The 21,173-nt window shown below is 74.5% G+C and carries 17 protein-coding genes and 1 pseudogene; 10 read left to right on the top strand and 8 right to left on the bottom strand.

The window, feature by feature from the left end:
* The first annotated feature begins 1 nt into the window (after position 1).
* Positions 2–388: pseudogene (locus tag ACZ5FU_RS17245) on the top strand (type II toxin-antitoxin system RelE/ParE family toxin).
* On the top strand, positions 385–723 hold the full coding sequence (locus ACZ5FU_RS17250; RefSeq protein WP_451530109.1) for an XRE family transcriptional regulator: 339 nt from the start codon (positions 385–387) through the stop codon (positions 721–723). The pseudogene ACZ5FU_RS17245 and the gene ACZ5FU_RS17250 overlap by 4 nt, the downstream one beginning before the upstream one ends.
* Positions 724–852: 129 nt before the next feature.
* On the opposite strand, the gene ACZ5FU_RS17255 is transcribed toward ACZ5FU_RS17250, so the two are convergent.
* The gene (locus ACZ5FU_RS17255; RefSeq protein ID WP_469045505.1) at positions 853–2,010 is read right to left on the bottom strand and encodes an alkaline phosphatase PhoX; all 1,158 of its coding nucleotides are present in this window, start codon (positions 2,008–2,010) and stop codon (positions 853–855) included.
* A gap of 152 nt (positions 2,011–2,162) precedes the next feature.
* Here ACZ5FU_RS17255 and ACZ5FU_RS17260 point away from each other — a divergent pair, with 152 nt between their 5' ends.
* A complete protein-coding gene (locus ACZ5FU_RS17260) occupies positions 2,163–3,083 on the top strand; it encodes an oxidoreductase (protein ID WP_451530107.1) in 921 nt (306 codons plus the stop codon).
* A gap of 27 nt (positions 3,084–3,110) precedes the next feature.
* On the opposite strand, the gene nirD is transcribed toward ACZ5FU_RS17260, so the two are convergent.
* Genes nirD through ACZ5FU_RS17275 form a run of 3 tightly spaced genes read right to left on the bottom strand, consistent with a single transcriptional unit; the run spans position 3,111 to position 7,324 of the window.
* The gene (gene nirD / locus ACZ5FU_RS17265) at positions 3,111–3,464 is read right to left on the bottom strand and encodes a nitrite reductase small subunit NirD (protein WP_451530106.1); all 354 of its coding nucleotides are present in this window, start codon (positions 3,462–3,464) and stop codon (positions 3,111–3,113) included.
* Positions 3,461–6,067, bottom strand: coding sequence for a nitrite reductase large subunit NirB (gene nirB / locus ACZ5FU_RS17270; protein ID WP_468836001.1), 2,607 nt, complete (start codon positions 6,065–6,067; stop codon positions 3,461–3,463). The genes nirD and nirB overlap by 4 nt, the downstream gene beginning before the upstream one ends.
* On the bottom strand, positions 6,068–7,324 hold the full coding sequence (locus ACZ5FU_RS17275; RefSeq protein WP_468642770.1) for an NAD(P)/FAD-dependent oxidoreductase: 1,257 nt from the start codon (positions 7,322–7,324) through the stop codon (positions 6,068–6,070).
* Positions 7,325–7,552: 228 nt separating this feature from the next.
* Here ACZ5FU_RS17275 and ACZ5FU_RS17280 point away from each other — a divergent pair, with 228 nt between their 5' ends.
* The 3 genes from ACZ5FU_RS17280 to ACZ5FU_RS17290 all read left to right on the top strand — a co-directional run bounded on the left by ACZ5FU_RS17280 (position 7,553) and on the right by ACZ5FU_RS17290 (position 10,065).
* On the top strand, positions 7,553–8,335 hold the full coding sequence (locus tag ACZ5FU_RS17280) for a sulfite exporter TauE/SafE family protein (protein WP_451530103.1): 783 nt from the start codon (positions 7,553–7,555) through the stop codon (positions 8,333–8,335).
* 393 nt (positions 8,336–8,728) lie between these two features.
* Positions 8,729–9,076, top strand: a complete 348-nt coding sequence (locus ACZ5FU_RS17285; protein WP_451776255.1) for a GntR family transcriptional regulator — start codon at positions 8,729–8,731, stop codon at positions 9,074–9,076.
* The gene (locus ACZ5FU_RS17290; protein WP_469045506.1) at positions 9,073–10,065 is read left to right on the top strand and encodes a DUF1648 domain-containing protein; all 993 of its coding nucleotides are present in this window, start codon (positions 9,073–9,075) and stop codon (positions 10,063–10,065) included. The genes ACZ5FU_RS17285 and ACZ5FU_RS17290 overlap by 4 nt, the downstream gene beginning before the upstream one ends.
* A 151-nt stretch (positions 10,066–10,216) precedes the next feature.
* On the opposite strand, the gene ACZ5FU_RS17295 is transcribed toward ACZ5FU_RS17290, so the two are convergent.
* Together ACZ5FU_RS17295 and ACZ5FU_RS17300 are read right to left on the bottom strand one after the other, a co-directional pair.
* Complete coding sequence (locus tag ACZ5FU_RS17295) at positions 10,217–10,834, bottom strand: class F sortase (protein WP_451530100.1); 618 nt, start codon at positions 10,832–10,834, stop codon at positions 10,217–10,219.
* A gap of 117 nt (positions 10,835–10,951) precedes the next feature.
* Positions 10,952–11,494, bottom strand: a complete 543-nt coding sequence (locus tag ACZ5FU_RS17300; RefSeq protein ID WP_451530099.1) for a hypothetical protein — start codon at positions 11,492–11,494, stop codon at positions 10,952–10,954.
* Between the two features lie 597 nt (positions 11,495–12,091).
* Here ACZ5FU_RS17300 and ACZ5FU_RS17305 point away from each other — a divergent pair.
* Complete coding sequence (locus ACZ5FU_RS17305; protein WP_451530098.1) at positions 12,092–13,738, top strand: M4 family metallopeptidase; 1,647 nt, start codon at positions 12,092–12,094, stop codon at positions 13,736–13,738.
* A gap of 109 nt (positions 13,739–13,847) precedes the next feature.
* Here ACZ5FU_RS17305 and ACZ5FU_RS17310 read toward each other — a convergent pair whose 3' ends face one another.
* Positions 13,848–16,181, bottom strand: coding sequence for a molybdopterin oxidoreductase family protein (locus tag ACZ5FU_RS17310; RefSeq protein WP_451530097.1), 2,334 nt, complete (start codon positions 16,179–16,181; stop codon positions 13,848–13,850).
* A 177-nt stretch (positions 16,182–16,358) separates the two neighbouring features.
* Complete coding sequence (locus tag ACZ5FU_RS17315; protein WP_451530096.1) at positions 16,359–17,045, bottom strand: SanA/YdcF family protein; 687 nt, start codon at positions 17,043–17,045, stop codon at positions 16,359–16,361.
* Between the two features lie 420 nt (positions 17,046–17,465).
* On the opposite strand from ACZ5FU_RS17315, the gene ACZ5FU_RS17320 reads away from it, so the two are divergent.
* The 3 genes from ACZ5FU_RS17320 to ACZ5FU_RS17330 all read left to right on the top strand — a co-directional run bounded on the left by ACZ5FU_RS17320 (position 17,466) and on the right by ACZ5FU_RS17330 (position 21,083).
* Positions 17,466–18,296 carry a sirohydrochlorin chelatase gene (locus ACZ5FU_RS17320; protein WP_469045513.1) on the top strand — a complete coding sequence of 277 codons (831 nt, stop codon included), beginning with the start codon at positions 17,466–17,468 and terminating at the stop codon, positions 18,294–18,296.
* A 90-nt stretch (positions 18,297–18,386) separates the two neighbouring features.
* Positions 18,387–19,640, top strand: coding sequence for a deoxyguanosinetriphosphate triphosphohydrolase (locus tag ACZ5FU_RS17325; protein ID WP_451530095.1), 1,254 nt, complete (start codon positions 18,387–18,389; stop codon positions 19,638–19,640).
* A gap of 177 nt (positions 19,641–19,817) precedes the next feature.
* On the top strand, positions 19,818–21,083 hold the full coding sequence (locus tag ACZ5FU_RS17330; RefSeq protein WP_451530094.1) for an NAD(P)/FAD-dependent oxidoreductase: 1,266 nt from the start codon (positions 19,818–19,820) through the stop codon (positions 21,081–21,083).
* Positions 21,084–21,173: the final 90 nt, after the last annotated feature.

Consider the following 21,173-nt stretch of genomic DNA (forward strand, 5'->3'; position numbering starts at 1 on the left):
CATGGGGGGCGTGGCTCCATGGGAAGTGGTTCTTGTCGGAGAGGTCGCGGAGTGGTTCGAGGCCCTGGCCGAAGAGGACTGGAGCAGCGCTGAACAGGTGGAAGACGCCATCGACATGCCGGCGGTCACAGGCCCGACGCTGGGTCGTCCGCTGGTCGATCGGATCAAGGGCGCCGAGAACCATCACCTGAAGGAGCTGAGGCCGGGCTCGTCCGGGGGCAGCGAGATCCGTATCCTCTTCGCCTTCGATCCGGTGCGCCGGGCGGTACTGCTCGTGGCCGGCGACAAGGCGGGAAACTGACAGCGCTGGTACGACATCAACATTCCGCTTGCCGAGCAGCGGTACCGCGCGCATGTGGCCGATCTTGAGATCAGGGAGTACGAATGAGCACCGTGGGCTGGGAGGAGACCAAGCGCAGGGCGCGCGAGCGGCGGGCGGCCTCGGGGCTACCGGTGCGGTCGCCTCACGAGAAGCAAGCGGCCATGGACCGGCTGACCGCCGAAGTACGCGCTCACAAGCTTGCGGAGGTCAGGCGTGAACAGGCGCTGACGCAGCGCCAAGTGGCCGCGTCGATGGGCGTTTCAGCACCTCGGGTCTCCGCGATCGAGCACGGCGAGCTGGATCGTACGGAGGTCGCGACCCTGCGGGCCTACGTGGAGGCGCTCGGCGGCCGACTGCGTGTGGTCGCGGACTTCGGGGACGCGGAGTACACCGTCGCCTGAGACGTGTGGCAAAGCTTCTCGACCGACAACGGTGATGTACGGGTTGCTCATGTCGTCTCCCTGAGACGGTGGTGTCAGGGAGACGACCGTAGGGCGCCCGGCCGGTGGGGGCGGGTGCCCCCGACGGGGTCAGGCCCGGAACGGGCCCCTCACCTCGTACGTGATGCCGCCGGACGAGCTGCCCGAGGTGCCGCGCTGGCTGGAGAAGTACAGGCGGGTGCCGTCGGGGGAGAAGGCCGGGCCGGTGATCTCCGAGCCCGACTGGCCGTCGACGCGCAGGAACGGGGCGACCACGTCGGCCGGGGTGATCACGCAGATCTCCATGGTGCCGCCGTCCTCCGCGACGAACAGGTCGCCGGAGGCGGAGCCGGTGATGTTGTCGACCCCGGTGAGCGGGGCCGTGCCGGAGACCAGGGAGTCGTCGTAGGCCAGCTCGTAGGTGTTGTCCGCGAGGTTCAGCTGCCAGACCCGGTTGTCGCCCTTCGTGGTGAACCAGACGGTGTCGTCCGCGTAGTGGCAGCCCTCGCCGCCGTTGAAGGACTTCGCGCCGGACACCTGGGTGCGGGTGGTGGTGGGGGAGCCGTCCGGGTCGGGGACGTCCGCCCAGGTGAAGGAGCCGGACGTGGCGCTGCCGGCGACCATCACCTGGAGCGTGCCGGAGGCCAGGCTGCCCCAGGTCGTCGGCACGAAGCGGTAGAAACGGCCGTCCGTCTCGTCCTCGGTCAGGTAGACCACCTTGCGCACCGGGTCGGCGGCGGCCGCCTCGTGCTTGAAGCGGCCCATCGCCGGCCGCCGCACGGCCGCGTTCACGCCCCACGGGTCCGTCTCGTAGACGTATCCCAGCGACACCTCCTCGCACGACAGCCAGGTGTTCCACGGGGTCTTCCCGCCCGCGCAGTTCTGCCGCGTGCCGGACAGGACGCGGTACGCGCCGGTCACCGTGCCCGTCGAGGAGAACCGCACCGCGCTCGCCCCGCCGGACGGGTTGATCTCCGAGTTGGAGACGTAGATCCAGCCCGTGCCGTCCGCGTAGCAGGCGCCTCCGTCGGGGGCGTTGTGCCACGTGTACGACGTGCCGGGCACCGTCTGCCCGGAGCGGGCGATCACCCGGCTGGTGAAGCCGCTCGGCAGCCTGATGCCGTTGGCGTCCGGCGCGCCGAGCACCCCGTACGGGCTCGTGCCGGGCTGCGCCGGCGCGGCGTACGCGGCGCCGCGCCACAGGGTTCCGCCGAGCACCGCGGAGGACCCGCCGAGGACGGCCGCGCGCAGGAGGGTACGACGTTCCACGCTCACTCCCAAGGGGTGTCGTGACACCCCGCGGCCGGCCGGCCGCGGAGGTCGTGCGGTCAGGGAGACTACGAGCGCAGGGTGACCGTGTCGTGGACACGCTGTGACGGGGAGATGCCTAGGCTGGGGACAGCAGCGGAGGGAGCACGGCCATGACCGGCTGGAACACGCACGACATCCCCGACCGGAGCGGCCGCACCGCCGTCGTCACCGGCGCCAACGGCGGGCTGGGCTACGTCACCGCGCGCGAGCTGGCCCGCAAGGGGGCCCGGGTCGTCCTCGCCTGCCGCAGCGAGACCCGGGGACGGGAGGCCGTGGCCCGCCTGGCCGGCGAGGTGCCGGGCGCGGACGTGGAGCTGGGACGGCTGGACCTCGGCGACCTCGCCTCCGTCCGGGAGTTCGCCCGGCCGTACGCCCGGCTCGACCTGCTGGTCAACAACGCGGGCGTGATGGCGATGCCGTACGGCAGGACCGCCGACGGGTTCGAGACGCAGTTCGGCGTGAACCACCTCGGCCACTTCGCCCTCACCGGACTGCTCCTGCCCGCGCTGCTCGCCGCGCCCCGGGCCCGCGTGGTGACCGTCTCCAGCATGGCCCACCTGCTCGGGAACATCGATCCCGCCGACCTCAACAGCGAACGCACATACCGGCGTTGGGTCGCCTACGGCCGTTCCAAGACCGCCAACCTGCTGTTCACGCACGAGCTGGCGCGCCGGCTGGCGGCGTCCGGCGCCGAGGTGATCGCGGCGGCCGCGCACCCCGGGTACGCGGCGACCGGCCTCCAGACGGCCGGGCCCCGCGCGCGGGGCCGCCGGACCGCCGAGCGGCTCATGTCCGCGGGCAACCGCGTCTTCGCCCAGTCCGCCGAGGTCGGCGCCCTGCCCGTCCTGTACGCCGCGACCGCGCCGGACGTGCGCCCCGACTCCTTCACCGGCCCGTCCCTCGCCATGTGGCGGGGGGCGCCCGCACCCTCGTGGCGGGCGCCCTGGACCCTCGACGACCGGGCGGGCCGCCGCCTGTGGACGGAGTCGGAACGGCTGACCGGGGTGTCGTACGACGGCCTCGACGGCTGACCGGGCGCCCGCGCGCCCGGCCGGACGTCAGGCCGCGGCCCGCACCTCGTACGTGGCGACGCGGACCGCGTCGTCGTCCAGGCACTGCCCGCTGCGCAGGTCGAAGCGCTGCTTGAGCAGGGGCGAGGCCACGAACGGCCGTCCCTGCGCCGAACCGGTCAGGCCGCGGGAGAGGACCGCCGCGCCGCTGAAGGGGTCGCGGTTGTCCACCGCGTACAGCTCTCCCGCCCGGTCCCGGAACAGGGCCGCCTGGCGGCCGTCCGGCAGGAGTGCCGCCACGCCGCGGCCGGGGACCAGCAGGCTCAGGTCGCAGACCGTGAACCAGTCCTCGCCGAGCTGGAGCTGGACCTTCAGGTCGGTCGTCTCGAGTGCCAGGGTCATCGCTGGGCGCTCCCTTCCAGGGGACGGTGGCCGATGGAGAGCAGCGGCAGATCGGGCTTGATCTGGTCGCGTTCGGGGACGAAGCCGACGACCGGGTCGGGGGTGTCCGGCGCGTTGACGAAGGACACGAACCGGGCCAGCTTCTCGGGGTCGTTGATGGTGGTCGCCCACTCGTCGGCGTAGTGGGCCACGTGCGCGGCCATCAGGGACTCCAGCTCCTCGCAGATGCCGAGGGAGTCCTCCACGACCACGTCCCGCACGTGGTCCAGGCCGCCGGGGACGCGCTCCAGCCAGGTCGAGGTGCGCTCCAGCCGGTCGGCGGTGCGGATGTAGAACATCAGGAACCGGTCGATCAGACGGATCAGTTCCGTGTCGGTGAGGTCCTGGGCGAGGAGGTCGGCGTGGCGCGGGGTGGCGCCGCCGTTGCCGCCGACGTACAGGTTCCAGCCGTTGGAGGTGGCGATGACGCCGAAGTCCTTGGACTGGGCCTCGGCGCACTCGCGGGCGCAGCCGGAGACGGCGGACTTCAGCTTGTGCGGGGAGCGCAGGCCCCGGTAGCGCAGCTCCAGGTCGATCGCCATCCGGACGGAGTCCTGGACGCCGTAGCGGCACCAGGTCTGTCCGACGCAGGACTTCACGGTGCGCAGGGACTTGCCGTAGGCGTGGCCCGACTCGAAGCCGGCGTCGACCAGGCGGGTCCAGATCAGGGGGAGCTGTTCCACGCGGGCGCCGAACATGTCGATCCGCTGGCCGCCGGTGATCTTCGTGTAGAGCCCGAAGTCGCGGGCGATCTCGCCGATGACGATCAGGCCCTCGGGGGTGACCTCGCCGCCGGGGATGCGCGGCACCACCGAGTAGGAGCCGTTCTTCTGGAGGTTGGCGAGGAAGTGGTCGTTGGTCTCCTGCAGCGCCGCCTGCTCGCCGTCCAGGACGTAGCCGCTCGCGCCGATGGTGGGGGCGAGGGAGGCGATGATCGAGCCGATCGCGGGCTTGCAGACGTCGCAGCCGTCGCCGCCGCGCGCGCCGTCGCGGCCGTAACGGTCGAGCAGGTCCTGGTACGTGGTGACGCGCAGGGCCAGGACGATCTCGTACAGCTCCTCGCGGGTCTGCGCGAAGCAGCCGCACAGGCCCTTGTCGACCTCGACGCCGCTCGCCTCCAGCTCGGCGGTGACGAGCTGACCGAGGACCTTGACGCAACTGCCGCAGCCGGTACCGGCCTTGGTGCACTTCTTGACCTCGGGCACGGTGGTGCAGGAGTGCTCGGTGACCGCGGCGCGGATGGTGCCCTTGGTGACGTTGTGGCAGGAGCAGACCACCGCCTCGTCGGGGAGCGCGGACGGGCCGAGCTGAGCGCCGCCGCCGGCCCCGGCGGGCAGGACCAGCGACTCGGGGGAGACCGGCGGGACGGAGCCGGTGAGGGCGCGCAGGGTGCCGTAGGCGTCCGCGTCGCCGATCAGGATGCCGCCCAGCAGGGTGCCGTCGCGGCCGATGACCAGCTTCTTGTACAGGCCGGAGCGGGAGTCGGAGTACACGACGTCCAGGCAGTCCTCGGCGGTGCCGTGCGCGTCGCCGAAGGAGGCCACGTCGACGCCGAGCAGCTTCAGCTTGGTGGACAGGTCGGCGCCGGTGAACGACTTCCGCTCGCCCTCGTCGGCGGCGATGGCCGCGGCCGCCGTCTCGGCCTGCTCGTAGCCGGGGGCGACCAGGCCGTACACCCGGCCGTCGGCGGCCAGCGCGCACTCGCCGATCGCGAAGACGCGCGGGTCGCCGACCGTGCGGCACCGCTCGTCGACGGCGATGCCGCCGCGCTCGCCGACCGTGAGGCCCGAGGCGCGGGCCAGCTGGTCGCGGGGACGGACACCGGCGCTGAACACCACCAGGTCGGTGGCCAGTTCGGAGCCGTCGGACAGCTTCATGCCGGTGACGGCACCGGAGGCGTCCGTCAGGATCTCCTGGGTGCCGACGCCCGTGTGGACGCTCAGGCCCATCTCCTCGATGGTGCGCAGCAGGGCCGCGCCGCCCCCCTCGTCGACCTGCACCGGCATCAGGCGCGGCGCGAACTCCACGATGTGGGAGGTGAGTCCGAGGCCCTTGAGCGCGCCCGCGGCCTCCAGGCCGAGCAGGCCGCCGCCGACGACCGCGCCCGTCGTGGCCCGCGACGCCGCGTACTCCTCGATGGCGAGGAGGTCCTCGATCGTGCGGTAGACGAAGCAGCCCTCGGCGTCCTTGCCCGGGACCGGCGGCACGAACGGGTAGGAGCCGGTGGCCAGCACCAGCACGTCGTAGCCGACGACCAGGCCCGAGCGGGCGGTCACCGTGCGGGCGTCGCGGTCGACGCTCTCCGCCGGGTCGCCGACGTGCAGCTCGATGCCGTGGTCCGCGATGAACCCCGGGTCGGTCAGGGAGAGGTCCTCGGGCGTCCTTCCCGAGAAGTACGAGGTGAGCTGGACGCGGTCGTAGGCGGGGCGCGGCTCCTCGCACAGCACGACCACGCGGTGCGTGGCGGTCAGCCCGCGGTCGGCGAGCGCCTCCAGGAAGCGCTGTCCGACCATGCCGTGGCCGACGAGGACGATCGTGGGGGTGGCCCCCGGGGTGGCGGTCATTCAGGAGCCTCCGTCGTTGGTGAGCAGGTGGAGCAGGGGGCCGTCGTCGGGGAGCGGCTCCGCTCCCTCCCAGGCGCGGGCGAGCGCGCCGACGGTGCCGAGTTCGCCGACGAGCACGCCGCCGACCAGGCGGTCGTCGCGGACGACGATCTTGCGGTAGGTGCCGCGGGTGGCGTCGGCGAGGCGGACGACGTCGTCGCCGGGGCGCGCCTCGGTCTCGCCGAACGCGGCGAGGTCGAAGGCGGTGACGCCGGGGGCGGTGAGGTCGTGGCCGGAGTACCCGGGGCCGGAGCGCCCGTGGAGCGTGAGGCGGGTGAGGGAACGGGTTCCCGTGTAGCGGGCGCCGGCGTCACCGGCCAGCGACTCGGCCAGCACGTCCGCCTGTTCCAGCGCGGGTGCGGCGAGCCCGTAGACCTCGCCCGCGTGCTGGACGCAGTCCCCGATCGCGCGGACGCGCGGGTCGGAGGTGCGCAGCTCGTCGTCGACGAGGACGCCCTTGCGGACGGCGAGTCCGGCCTCCTTCGCGAGACCGGTGCGCGGACGGACGCCGCAGGCCAGGACCACCAGGTCGGCGTCGAGGGCGTACCCGTCGGCCAGCTCCACCGAGCGGACGGCGCCGCCGGCGCAGGCCACGTCGCGGACCCGGCACTCGGTGTGCACCTCGACGCCGAGGTCCCGCAGGTGCCGCAGCACCAGCCGCGAGGCCTCGGGGTCGAGCTGGCGTTCCATGAGCCGCTCGGACTGCTGGGCGAGGACCACCTGCGCGCCGCGGACGGCGAGCGCGCGGGCGGCGGAGACCCCGAGGAGCCCGCCGCCGACGACGACGGCCCGCACGCCCGGCCGGACCGCCTTCGACAGCCCCAGGCAGTCGTCCATGGTGCGGAAGGCGTGGACGCCCTCGGGCAGTTCCCGGTCCGGGGTGAACAGCCCGCGCAGCGGCGGCAGCACCGGGTTGGAGCCGGTGGCCAGCACCAGCGTGTCGTATGCGATCTCCGAGCCGTCCGCGCAGGCCAGGCTGCGCCGCTCGCGGTCGATTCCGGTGACCCGGGCCCGGACCAGTGCGGCGGGCGCGGGCAGCGCGATCACCTCGGGGGCGTACCGGCCGGCCAGCACCTCGGCGAGCAGGACCCGGTTGTAGGGCCGGTGCTCCTCCTCGCCGATCAGCAGGGCGGGCGTGCCCAGCTCACCGAGCCGGCGGGCCAGGCGTACGCCCGCCAGGCCGGCTCCGATCACCACCACACGCTCGTTCGAGGTCATGACACCGAGCGTGCGGTGCGGAGGTTACCCGGCCGCATCACCGTTGTTTCCCGCGAGGAACGCTGCCCTCAGCGGGGGCGGGGCCCTGATGTGAGGGTTCCCGGGGCGGGCCGTGGGCCCGGCGTGAGCTTCCCCGCCGCCCGGCGGGGGCGGGTGTGACCGGGCTCAAGCTCAGAACTGCCTCAGTTCGATGGACGGGCCATGTATCCGGTCCCTAGGGTCGCGATCATGCCCGACATATCGCTGACCATGGTCGCCTTCCTCTGTCTCGCCGCGCTCGCGGCCGGCTGGATCGACGCCGTGGTGGGCGGGGGCGGGCTCCTGCTGCTGCCGGTCCTGCTGCTGGGTCTGCCGGCCGGCACCCCGGCCGCGCACGCGCTCGGCACCAACAAGGCGGTCGCGATCGTCGGCACCTCCGGCGCGGCGGTGACGTACGCCCGCAAGGCGCCGGTCGACGTGGGGGTGGCCGTACGGATCGGGCTCGCCGCGCTCGCCGGGTCCTCCGCGGGCGCCTTCCTCGCGGCCGGGATGAGCACGGAGGTCCTCAAGCCGGTGATCATGGTGGTGCTGCTCGGCGTCGCCGCCTTCGTGATCCTGCGCCCGGCCTTCGGCACCGCCCCCGCCACCGGCCCGGCCGGCCCGCGCCGCGTCCTCGCCGCGATCGGCCTCGCGGGCCTCGGCATCGGCTTCTACGACGGGCTCGTCGGCCCCGGCACGGGCACCTTCCTCGTCCTGGCCCTGACCGCGGTCCTCCACCTCGACCTGGTCACCGCCTCCGCCACCGCCAAGATCGTCAACTGCTGCACCAACGCCGGCGCCCTGGCCACGTTCGCCTGGCAGGGGGCGGTCCTGTGGCAGCTGGCGCTCCCGATGGCCGCCTTCAACCTCGTGGGCGGCATGCTCGGCGCCCACACCGCCCTGAAGAAGGGCAGCGGCTTCGTCCGGATCGTGCTGCTGACGGTGGTCTTCGCGCTGGTGGCGAACCTGGCGTACGAGCAGTGGGTGGCGTGACGAGGCGCTTTCGACGCGGCCGCTGACCGGGGGACGGTGCCGGCGTCCGCGACGCACGGGAGCGCACGAGGCTCCCGTGCCGCGGAGAGGGGCGTTCGGCGTATCGGCTCACCGGCTCATCGGCACGGGAGCTCCGTCGTTCTCCTGTCCCGGGTTTCCCCCCGTGCCCCGGCCTGCCGCACGCTCTGGCCGAGCGGACCGCCGCGCTCGACGACGTCTCTTCCCGTCGGTCCCGTCGGTCCCGTCGGCAACGGCTCGGGCGGCGGTGCTCGGGCCGGCCACGCCGAGCGCCCGACGATCTGACGCCGGCCGAGGGCCGCGGCCGGCCGTCACGGTCCTTCCCCGCCGTTTCCCACCACCGATGAAGTGGATGGTGCTAGCGTCATTGGCACCATGCTGCTGAGACTGGACGTCGCCGACACCCGCCCCTTGCACGAGCAGGTGGCGGGTGCGATCCGGCGTGCCGTCGCGGAAGGGGAGTGCGGGCCGGGGGACCGGCTCCCCCCGGCACGCGAGATCTCCCGGGCGCTCGGCGTGAACGTCAACACCGTCCTGCGCGGGCTGCGGGCCCTCCGGGATCAGGGGGTCCTGGAGTTCCGGCGCGGCCGGGGCGTGACGGTCGCCGCCGGAGCGGACGAGCGCTCCGCACTGCTGGAGCGCGTGGGACGTCTGGTGGCCGACGCGGCGCGCCTGGGCTACGGCAGGGCGGACCTCATGGAGATGATCAGGGAGATGCGGTGAGCGGGCGCGTGGAGCGCGGAGGCGGCGCGGTGTGGGGCATCGCCGGCTGGGCTGTCGGCGTCCTGGCGTTGCTGGCGGGCATGCCGCCGGCCGCGAGCGGGCGGCTGCCGGAGAGGCTGGCGACACACTGGAGCGGCACGGGGCCCCCCGACGGTTCCCTGCCCCTGTGGGCGGCCGCGTTCTTCCCGGCGCTGATGTGGACGTCGCTGGTCGCGGGAGTGGGGATCGCGGCACGGCGGGCGAACGGCCGACCGGGCGGTGCGGCCCGGGGATGGGCGGGCGTCACCCTGCTGACGGGGGGTGTCCTCCTGGTCGGCGCGCAGGCGTCGGTCGTACGGGCGAACCTGGACCGGGCCGACTGGCGGCAGGCCGGACCGGTGACGGGCTGGGTCGCGGCGACCCTCGCGGCGACCCTGGTGGCGGCTTTCGCGGCGGGCCTGGTCGTCCGGTCGGCGAGCCGGCGGGGTCCTGCCGCGGGGAACCGGTCCGCGGACGGTCCCCGGACGGAGCTGCCCGCCGGTCAACGGTTGATGTGGTTCTCCCGGGCCTCCAACCCGTGGCTGCACGCGACCGCGGCACTGACCGGGGTCGTCGCCCTGGCCGCCGCCGTGGCCGCCCTCGCGGGCCTGACGGCTCCGCACTGGCCGCTGATCGCGCCTTTCGCGCTCGCTTCGATCCTGGTCCTGGGCTGCGCCTCCGTGCAGGTGACGGTCAGTGAGAAGGGGCTGAGAGTGTCGTTCGGACCGTTCGGACGGCCGAGCCGGCACTGGGCCGTGGAGGACATCGAGTCGGCCCGCGCCGAGGACCGTTCGCCGGCGCAGGTGGGCGGCTGGGGCTACCGGCTGAGCGGGCTGGGAACCACCGTGATGCTCCGGGGCGGACCGTGCCTCGTCGTCCGCGCCGGGGGAAGGGACTTCGCCGTGAGCGTGGACGACGCCGAACGGGGCGCGGCACTCCTGAACTCCCTGGGCGCGAAGCGCTCGGAGTGAGGCGGACCTCCGCGATCGCCCTTCCCGCGCCGGGCCCCGGAGGCCGACACCGGCGTCCCGGCGGCCCTTCGTCCGTGACGCGCCGGCTCCGACGCCCGGGAACGTCGCTCCGCGGCGACCGGCCGCGCGGGCCGTGCGGCGCCGTGCCCCCTCAGCGGCTCCCCGTCAGATGCGCGAACACCACCACGTTCCCCCGGTAGCCGGTCGCCCGCGAGTATCCGCCCCCGCAGGTGATCACCCGCAGCTCGGGCCGCGCCGCCGCCCCGTAGACCTTCCGGTCGGGGAAGGCGCGGGCGTCGTACACCTCGACCGCGTCGACGGTGAAGACCGCGACCCCGCCGTCGCGCCGGTCCACCTCGATGGTGGCGCCCCTGCGCAGGGCCCCGAGGTCGTAGAAGACGGCCGGGCCGTCCGCGTTGTCGACGTGCCCGGCGACGATCGCGGTGCCGGTCTCGCCGGGGGTGGTGCCGGACTCGTACCAGCCGGCGAGGTTCTTCCTCTCGGCCGGCGGCACGTCGAGGCTGCCGGACGGCGTCAGACCGAGGCCCGTGAGCGGGGCGTCCACCCGGATCGACGGGATGCGGACACGGTCGGGCGGGGACGGCGGCAGCGCGGGCGCGGCCCGCGGGTCGGCGCCGCCCGGACGGGCCTCGGCGGCCGACGGCTGCGGCGGGGCGTGCGTCCCGGCGCCGTGCAGCAGCCACACACCCGAGCCGAGGGCGACCGCCGTGACGGCGGCTATGACGATGTCTCCGACGATCCTGCGCATGGGTGGAGCACCCCTCTCCCGACGGAGCCCCGTGCCCCCCTCCGGGCCGCGAGGGGCGTCGGACCCGGAGGGGGAGGGGACATGCGGTACCGGCGGACGGACAGCGGAGGGTGTCCGTCAGATCCCGTCGCCTCTCGCCCGGCGATGCAGGAGCCAGGTACCGCCCGCGGCGGCGACGGCGAGAGCCGTCACCCCGGCCGCGGTCTGCACGGGATCGGGGCCCAGAGCGCCGCCGACCCCCGTCTTCACGCTTCCGCGCGGGTACATCTGCTCCCGCGTGGAACTCAGCACGACCACCAGGTCCCCGGCGACCCTGCGCCCGTCCGCGGCACACTGTGCGACGATCTCGTACGTCCCCGGCTGCGCGCTCGGCGGCACCTGGAACTGGCCGATCGCCTGACCGTCGTGGCTGCTCGGCGCGAGCGTGAAGGGGCCGGCGCCGACCGCGCCGGCGTCGCCCACGGCCGCCCCGGGATCGCCGCAGGCGGCCGTGTTCACGCTGACCTGACCGCCCGGCACGGCGGTGGAGGGGTACACGTCCAGGCTGCCGCCCCCGGAGGCGGACGCGGAGGCGGCGGCCTGGACGGGTGCGGCGAGCCCGGCCGCGGTGGCCGCGGCGAGCGCGGCACCGGACAGCAGTCGGGCGGCGGTACGTCGCATCGGTGCTCCTCCGAGCTGTCGGGGAGGCGGCCCGCGACATCCCCATGTGCCGCTGCGTCAGTCGCGCCCCTGCTCCTTCGAGGTAAGTGGCAGCGACGCGAACCCGCTTGCCGAGAGGACGCCGCGAATGCGGTGAACGGGTGCCGGCGGGATCGGCCGCGAGGGTGCATCCCCGGCTGTTCCCGCAGGTCACCGCGGTGCGCGGAGCGGTCCGCGGAAAAGGGGCCGAAGAGTGCGGGGAGGGGGGTGAACGGGTGATCCGGCCCGGCCCCGACGGCATCGGGGTCCGCCTCGACGGCATCGGGGTCCGCCTCGGCGGCGTCCGGGTCCGCCTCGACGGCGTCCGGGTCCGCCCCGACGGCGCCCGTGATCACGCCGCGGCGCCCGGATCCGTGCCGGGTCAGCCCCGGCCGCGGCCTCGCTCCGATCACCGCGGCGTGATTACGGAAACGATTCTTCTCCCTCGCGGCACTCTCACCCCTCCCGCACGCATGCGCTATGGACATGACATGTCATGCCCCCTTAAATCTCAGGACGACCTCAGTGCCATCCCCACGCGCCCCCCACGGCGCCCTACCGAGGATCCCGAGGAGACCGATGAGCCGGATACGGCCGCACGTCCGAGGTTCCCGTCTCGCCGCCGCCTGCGTCGCCGCCACCACGACCGCCCTCCTGGCCGCCGTGCTCACCCCCGCCGCCGACGCGGCCGGCGGACCGGACCGTGCCACCGCACTCGACAACGCCGCCGCCGTGCTGGCCGAGCGCGCCGCGAGCCTGGGCCTGACCGCCGCCCAGGGCACCGCCGTCCGGGACGTGATCGTCGACCGGGACGGCACCCAGCACGTGCGCTACGACCGCACCTACCGGAAACTCCCGGTGCTCGGCGGCGACTTCGTGGTCCACCTGGCGCCCGACGGCGGCTACCGCGGCGCCGACCGCGCGACCGGGAGCGAGATCTCCCTGCCCACCGTCGTGCCCGCCCTCCCCGCGCCCAGGGCCGCCGACACCGCCGCCGACGCCCTGCGCGCCGCGCACCCCGGCGAGGAACTGAGGAAGCTCACCGCCAAGCCGCGACTGGTCGTCGACGCCCTGCACGGCGCGCCCCGGCTGGCCTGGCACACGGACGTCGTCGCGCTGGACGCGCGGGGCAACCCGGTCGCCCGCGCCGTCCTGACCGACGCCCGCACCGGCACCCGCATCGACGCCTGGGACACCCTGGAGACCGCGACCGGCGACGGCGCGTCGCTGTACGGCGGCACGGTCCCGCTGGAGACGACCCCCTCCGGATCGACGTACCAGCTCAAGGACCCCACCCGCGGGAACACCTACACCGGCGACGCGGCCAACAAGACCGACCTGTGCATCTTCGGCATCTGCATCAGCCGCGCCCCCTCGACCGTGTTCACGGACGCCGACAACCACTGGGGGACCGGCACGACCGCCGACCGCGCCACCGTCGCGGCGGACGCGCAGTACGGCACGGACGTGACCTGGGACTACTACAAGAACGTCCACGGCCGCAACGGCATCGGCAACGACGGGAAGGGCTCCTACAACCGCGTCCACTACGGCAACGCCTACAACAACGCCTTCTGGGACGACAGCTGCTTCTGCATGACCTACGGCGACGGCGACGGCACCCAGCTCGGCCCGCTGGTGGCGCTGGACGTGGCCGGCCACGAGATGAGCCACGGCGTGACCTCGAAGACCGCCAAGCTGACCTACTCGGGCGAGTCCGGCGGCCTCAACGAGGCGACCTCCGACATCTTCGGCACCCTCGTGGAGTTCCACGCCGCCAACACCTCCGACGCCGGCGACTACCTCATCGGCGAGAAGATCGTCCGTCCGGGCTTCGGCCGGGACGCCCTGCGCTACATGGACAAGCCGTCCAAGGACGGCAACTCCGCGGACTACTGGAGCAGTTCGGTCGGCGGCCTCGACGTCCACTACTCCTCGGGCGTCGCCAACCACTTCGCCTTCCTCCTGGCGGAGGGCAGCGGCACCCGGACCGTCAACGGCGTCACCTACAACTCCCCGACGTCCAACGGCTCGACGCTGACGGGCATCGGCCGGGACAAGCTCGGCAAGATCTGGTACCGGGCGCTGACCGTCTACATGACGTCCTCCACGAACTACGCGGGCGCCCGCACGGCCACCCTCAACGCGGCCCGCGACCTCTACGGCGCCGGCAGCACGGAACAGAACGCGGTAGCGGCCGCCTGGAGCGCGGTCAACGTCAACTGACCCCTCGCGCACCGGGAAAGCCGGTGGGCGGCACCCCCGCGAGGGTGCCGCCCACCGGCGTGCCGAACGGGGGGCGCCCCCCGCGGGGGAGGGGCTTCCGCGACACGCCCTACGCCCCGGCGATCTCCACCCGCACCGCGCACACCTTGAACTCGGGCATCCGCGAGGTCGGGTCCAGGGCCGGGTTCGTCAGCGTGTTGGCACGCCCCTCGCCCGGCCAGTGGAAGGGCATGAAGACGGTGTCGGGGCGGATGCCGCTGGTGATCCGGGCCGGCGCCACCGCCCGGCCCCGCCGTGACACGACGGCCAGCGGATCGCCCTCGGCCGCGCCGAGCCGCGCCGCGAGGCGGGGGTGCAGCTCCACGAACGGGCCGGGCGCGGCGGCGTTCAGCTCGTCCACGCGCCGGGTCTGGGCACCGGACTGGTACTGGGCCACCACCCGTCCGGTGGTGAGCAGGACCGGGTACTCCGCGTCCGGCTCCTCCGCGGTGGGCCGGTGCGAGACCGGCACGAAACGGGCCCGGCCGTCGGCGGTGGCGAACCGGTCGAGGAAGAGGCGGGGCGTGCCGGGGTGGACGCTGCCGGGGCCGTCGTGCGCGGGGGCGTCCGGCAACACGCCGGAACCGGTGCCCTCCCGGCCGCCGGCCCCGGCTCCCGTCGTCGACGCGGCTCCCGTCGTCGCCGCTCCCGCCGCCGACGTGGCTTCCGTCGTCGCCGCTCCCGCCGCCGACGTGGCTTCCGTCGTCGCCGCTCCCGCCGCCGACGTGGCTTCCGTCGTCGCCGCTCCCGCCGCCGACGCGGCTTCCGCCGTTCCCGCTCCCGCCGTCGCGGCTTCCGCCGGCGCCGGGCAGGGCCAGAAGACCCCGTTCTCCTCCGCCAGGCGCCGGTAGGTGATCCCGGAGTAGTCCGCGGGCCCGCCCGCGCCGGCCCGGCGCAGCTCGTCGAAGACCTCCTCGGGGTCGGTGGGGAAACCCTTCTCCACCCCGAGCCGAGCGGCCAGCCCGTGCAGCACCTCCAGGTCGCTGCGCACCCCCTCGGGGGGAGCGACCGCCCGCCGCCGCAGCAGCACCCTGCCCTCCAGGCTGGTCGTCGTGCCGGTCTCCTCGGCCCACTGGGTGACGGGCAGCACGACGTCCGCGAGCGCGGCCGTCTCCGACAGCACCACGTCGCAGACGGCCAGGAAGTCCAGGGACCTGAGGCGGTCCTCGACGTGCGCGGCGCGCGGCGCGGACACCACCGGGTTGGACGCCATCAGCAGCAGCGAGCGGATGTCGGTGCCCATCGCGTCCAGCAGTTCGTAGGCGCTGCGCCCCGGACCGGGCAGGCTGTCGGGGTCCACCCCCCACACCCCGGCCACGTGCCGGCGGTCCGCCGGGTCGTCCAGCTTGCGATAGCCGGGCAACTGGTCGGCCTTCTGGCCGTGTTCGCGTCCGCCCTGCCCGTTGCCCTGACCGGTGAGGCAGCCGTAGCCGGACAGCGGGCGTCCCGCCCGGCCGGTCGCCAGGCACAGGTTGATCCACGCGCCCACCGTGTCGGTGCCCTTGGACTGCTGCTCGGGTCCGCGTGCGGTGAGCACCATCGCGGCCTCCGGCTCGCAGAACATCCGCACGGTCTCGCGCAGTTGCGGAACGGACACGCCCGTGATCCGTTCCACGTGCTCCGGCCAGTGCGCCATCGCCGCCGCCCGCGCCTCCTCCCAGCCGGACGTCCGCTCCCGCACGTACTCCTCGTCGACCCGCCCCTCGGCGACGACCAGGTGCAGCAGCCCGAGCGCCAGCGCGAGATCGGTGCCGGGCCGGGGCGCCAGGTGCAGGTCGGCCTGCTCGGCGGTCTTCGTGCGGCGCGGGTCGACGACGATCAACGTGCCGCCGTTCTCGCGCAGTTCGCTGAAGAAGCGCAGGGAGGGCGGCATGGTCTCCGCGAGGTTGGAGCCCACGAGGATCACGCAGCCGGTCCTCGGGATGTCCTCCAGCGGGAACGGCAGCCCCCGGTCCAGGCCGAAGGCCTTGATGCCGCCGGCCGCCGCGGACGACATGCAGAAGCGGCCGTTGTAGTCGATCTGCGAGGTGCCGAGCACCACCCGCGCGAACTTGCCGAGGGCGTACGCCTTCTCGTTCGTCAGCCCGCCCCCGCCGAACACCCCGAGCGCGTCGGCACCGTGCTCCGCCCGGATCCTGCCCAGCTCACCGGCGATCCGGTCGAGTGCCTCGTCCCAGCCGGCGGGCACGAGCGCGCCGCCGGAGCGCACCAGCGGGGAGGTCAGCCGCACCCGGGAGGAGAGCACCGCCGGCGCCGTGCGGCCCTTGCCGCACAGTGCCCCCCGGTTCACCGGGAAGTCCGCGCGCTCGGTCACCTCGACGCCCCCCTCCGGCGTGGGCGACAGGTTCATCCCGCACTGCAGGGCGCAGTACGGGCAGTGGGTGGGCGTCGAGGTGGTCTCCATGCGTGTCAGCGTGCTTCGGCCGTGTTACGCGCCGTGCGGCCTCCTGTTACGGCGGTGTGGTGGTGCCCTCCCGGCGGCCGCCCGCCCGGCGTGAGGCGCCACCCGGACCGGGCGGGGCCGGGCCCGCCCGGTCCGGAGGCCGCGGGCGCGAGGGCCCGCGGAGAGCCGCCGCGGACGTCATCCGTCCCGTCCGGCCGACGCCAGCGCCCGGCTCACCCCAGGCTCCTCGGGTCCGAGGAAGCGCGGATCCGGTTCGAACACCGCGTCCAGCGCCGCCTTGCCGGCCGCGAGGATCTCCCGCGCGCCCCCGTAGTACCAGGTCACGTCGTGCTCGGCGGCGACGCCGACGCCGTACGACTCGACGCCCGCCGCCTCGCACAGCGCGACCGCCCGCCGGATGTGGAAGCCCTGGCTGATCAGGACGGCCCGGTCGACCCCGAAGATCTTCTTGGCGCGCACGCAGGAGTCCCACGTGTCGAACCCCGCGTAGTCGCTCACGATCCGCGCGTCCGGGACGCCGTGCCGCGTCAGGTAGGCGCGCATGGCGTCGGGCTCGTCGTAGTCCGCACGGCTGTTGTCCCCGGTGACGAGCACCACCCTGACGCGTCCCTCCCGGTACAGCGTCGCCGCCGCGTCCAGCCGGTGCGCGAGGTACGGCGACGGCTCCCCGTCCCACAGACCGGCACCGAACACCACCGCGACGTCGGTGCGCGGCGCGCCGGCCGTCGTGCCCAGCCGGTCCGCCGTCGACACGAACAGCCACGTGGCCGGCAGCAGCCCGAGCACACACCCGGCCATCACCCCCTGCACCAGCCGCCGCCACCCGGTACGGGTGCGCGGCAGCCGCGGTCGACGGATCCTCATGAGGTGCCCCCTGCTGCCCTTGCCGTCCTTGCCGCCCTTGCGGACCGGTCGCGCGGACCACCCTCCCGGAGCGCCTTCCCGCGGGCTCTCCCGGACGGCCCCGCCAGTTCCGCCGGTTCCGCCCGGGAAAGACGCGACGGGAGGCGGTCCGGTTCGGCCGTCCGCGCGTCACTCCGGTCACATCCGCCCCGCCCGCCGCCCGCGCGGCACCTCACAGCGCGGCCGCGCCCGCCGTGAACCCCCGGAAAACACCCGTGACGGTCGTGCAACGGGGGTGCAACCTCGCACCGCCACGATCGGTCCATGACGGCGTCGCCCTCCACGGACCACGAGATGTACGACGGGACGTACGACGAGTCCCCCCACCGCCCCGGCAGCCCGCTGCCCGATGGCGCCCACCCCGACAGGACGGCGCACCCCATGAACCGGATCCGCTCCCGGCCCGCCGGCCGGCCCGGCCCCGTCCCGCTCGACCGCCGCCGGCGCCCCGGCCCGCCCGCGCTGGTGGTCGTCGCCCACGGCAGCCGCGACCCGCGCGCCCTGCGGACCGTCCGCACCCTCCTGGACGGCGTCCGCGACCTGCGCCCCGGCCTGCCCGTGCACCTCGGGCACATCGAACTGAACGAGCCGCTGCTGTCGGACACCCTCGCCGGCCTCGACGCGGCGGACACCGCGGGCACGGCGGGCGCCGCGGACACGGCGGGTGCCGTCCTCGTGCCGCTGCTCCTGAGCCGCGGCTACCACGTGCGCCGGGACATCCCCGAGGCGGCCGCCGCGGCACGGGTGCGCACGCGCGTGGCCGCGCCGCTCGGCCCGCACCCCCTCCTCGTGGAGACGCTGCACGCCCGTCTCGTCGAGGCCGGCTGGCGCACCCGGATGACGGACGCCGAGCGCCGCACGAGCGCGGTGGTCCTCGCGGCGGCGGGCTCCCGCGACCCGGACTCGGCCGTCGACACCGGCCGCACGGCCCGCCTCCTCGCGGCCCGCCTCGGCGTCCCCGTGGTCGCGGCGTACGCCTCCACGGCCGCGCCCACCGTCCCCGACGCCGTCCGCGCGCTCGCCGCGAGGGGCCGCCACCGGGTGGCCGTCGCCTCGTACTTCACCGCCCCCGGCCGCTTCGCCACCGAGTGCGCGCAGGCCGCGCCCTGGATCGCCGCGGCCCCCCTCGGCCCCCACGAGGCGATGGCCCGCCTGGTCCTGCACCGCTACGACCAGGCACGCGCGGCGACCGCCGGCAGCAGCGCCGCCTGAGGACGCGCGCCACGAAGGCCGCCGCGCACCCCCGGGGACCCGGCGGCCCCACGGCGTCCGATTGTCACCGCCGCCGCTTACTGTCGGGGCATGTCCTACGACGAGCTGTCGACACAACGCTGGGCGACGGAGCCCGACAAGCGCCCCGGCCGCACCGCCTTCCAGCGCGACCGCGCCCGCGTCCTGCACTCCTCGGCGCTCAGAAGGCTCGCCGGCAAGACCCAGGTGGTGACCCCGGGCACCCGTGCCCGGGCCTGGGACGCCACCCCCCGCACCCGCCTCACCCACTCCCTGGAGTGCGCCCAGGTCGGCCGGGAGCTGGGCGCGGCCCTGGGTTGCGACCCCGACCTGGTCGAGGCGGCCTGCCTCTCCCACGACCTCGGCCACCCCCCGTTCGGGCACAACGGCGAACAGGCGCTGAACGACTTCGCCCACGACTGCGGCGGCTTCGAGGGCAACGCCCAGTCGCTGCGCCTGCTCACCCGCATCGAGCCCAAGCGCTTCACCCCCGAGGGCTCCGTCGGCCTCAACCTCACCCGCGCCACCCTCGACGCCGCCACCAAGTACCCCTGGCCGCGCGGCGCCCACCCCGTCGACCCGGCGTCACCCAAGTTCGGTGTCTACGACGACGACCGCCCCGTCTTCGACTGGGTCCGGAAGGAGGCCCCCGGCACGCGCACGTGCTTCGAGGCGCAGGTCATGGACTGGTCGGACGACGTGGCCTACTCGGTGCACGACGTGGAGGACGGCCTGCACGCCGGCCACATCGACCCCGGCTGCCTGCAGGCCGAACCGGAGCGCGCGGAGGTCTTCCGCGTCGCCGTCGGCCGCTACGTGAGCGCGGACACCGACCCGGCGGAACTCGCCGCCGCCCTCGACCGCCTCCAGGACCAGCCGTGGTGGCCGCACGGCTACGACGGCACGGCCGTGGCCCAGGCCCGTCTGAAGGACGCCACCAGCCAGCTCATCGGCCGCTTCTGCCTGGCCGCCGAGGGCGCCACGCGCGCGCGGTGGGGCACGGGACGCCTCACCCGCTACGGCGCCGAACTCGTCGTGCCCCGCGAGACCCGCCTGGAGTGCGCGGTCCTCAAGGCCGTCGCCGACCGGTACGTCATGCAGCGCGCCGAGCAGGAGCTGCTCCGCGCCGACCAGCGCGTGGTCATCGGCGAGCTGGCCGAGGCGCTCACCGCCCGCGCCCCCGACGGGCTGGACCCCCAGTTCCGCTCCCTGTTCGACCGGGCCGGGGACGACCGCGCCCGCAAGCGGGTGATCGTCGACCAGATCGCCTCGCTCACCGACGCCTCGGCCCGCTCGCTGCACGCCCGCCTCACCACCCGGCCCTGAACCGGGCGGGACCGGGCCCCGGACCGGTCGGGCGGGGCAGCCGGGCGGGCCGGGTCGGGGGGCCGGCCGGACGGGCCCGGAGGTGACACTCCGTGGCCTGATCGGGTCAGCCCCCCTTCCCCCGGCCTGTCGCGTGCGGGACGCTCGGGTGGCGGCACCGTTACGAGGAGGCATCACGTGGTCGACGCGGATCAGACGTTCGTCATCGTCGGAGGAGGCCTGGCCGGCGCCAAGGCGGCCGAGACACTCAGGACCGAGGGCTTCACCGGCCGCGTGATACTGATCTGCGACGAACGGGACCACCCCTACGAGCGCCCGCCCCTCTCCAAGGGCTTCCTGCTCGGCAAGGAGAGCCGCGAGAGCGTCTTCGTCCACGAGCCCGCCTGGTACGCGCGCAACGACGTCGAGCTCCACCTGGGCCAGACCGTCGACGCCGTCGACCGCACGGCCGGAACCGTCCGCTTCGGCGACGACGGCACCCTCGTCCACTACGACAAGCTGCTGCTGGCCACCGGCTCCGAACCGCGTCGCCTCGACATCCCCGGCACCGGCCTCGCGGGCGTCCACCACCTGCGCCGCCTCGCCCACGCCGAGCGCCTCAAGGGGGTCCTGGCCGCACTCGGCCGTGACAACGGCCACATCGTGATCGCCGGCGCCGGCTGGATCGGCCTGGAGATCGCGGCGGCGGCCCGCGAGTACGGGGCGGAGGTCACCGTCGTCGAACCGGAGCCCACCCCGCTGCACGGCGTCCTCGGCCCCGAGCTGGGCAACGTCTTCGCCGAACTGCACCGTGAGCACGGCGTCCGCTTCCGCTTCGGCGTCCGGCTCACCGAGATCGTCGGCCAGGACGGCATGGTCCTCGCCGCCCGCACCGACGACGGCGAGGAGCACCCGGCGCACGACGTGCTCGCCGCGATCGGCGCCGCCCCGCGGACCGCCCTCGCCGAGGCCGCCGGACTGGAGCTGGCCGACCGCGCCCACGGCGGCGGCATCGCGGTGGACACCCGGCTGCGCACCTCCGACCCCCACATCCACGCCGCCGGCGACGTGGCGTCCTTCCCGCACGGCCTGTTCGGCACCACCCTGCGCGTCGAGCACTGGGCCAACGCCCTCAACGGCGGACCGGCCGCCGCCCGCGCCATGCTCGGCAAGGACGTCACCCACGACCGGGTGCCCTACTTCTTCTCCGACCAGTACGACCTGGGGATGGAGTACAGCGGGTGGGCGCCGCCGGGGACGTACGACGAGGTGGTGATCCGCGGGGACGCGGGGAAACGGGAGTTCATCGCGTTCTGGGTGAAGGAGGGACGGGTGCTGGCGGGGATGAACGTGAACGTGTGGGACGTCACAGAGCAGATCCAGCGGCTCGTCCGTTCCCGCGAACGGGTCGACACGGAGGCACTGGCCGATCCGCGGGTCCCCTTGGACACCCTCGGTTCCTAGGTTCTGTCTTCAAATGTCACGCCCACATCAGGAGCGATGCGAGGGTGACGGCTGCCTGGTAGGACTCGGCGGTCTTGTCGTAGCGGGTGG

Source organism: Streptomyces sp. NPDC031554, assembly GCF_055580685.1.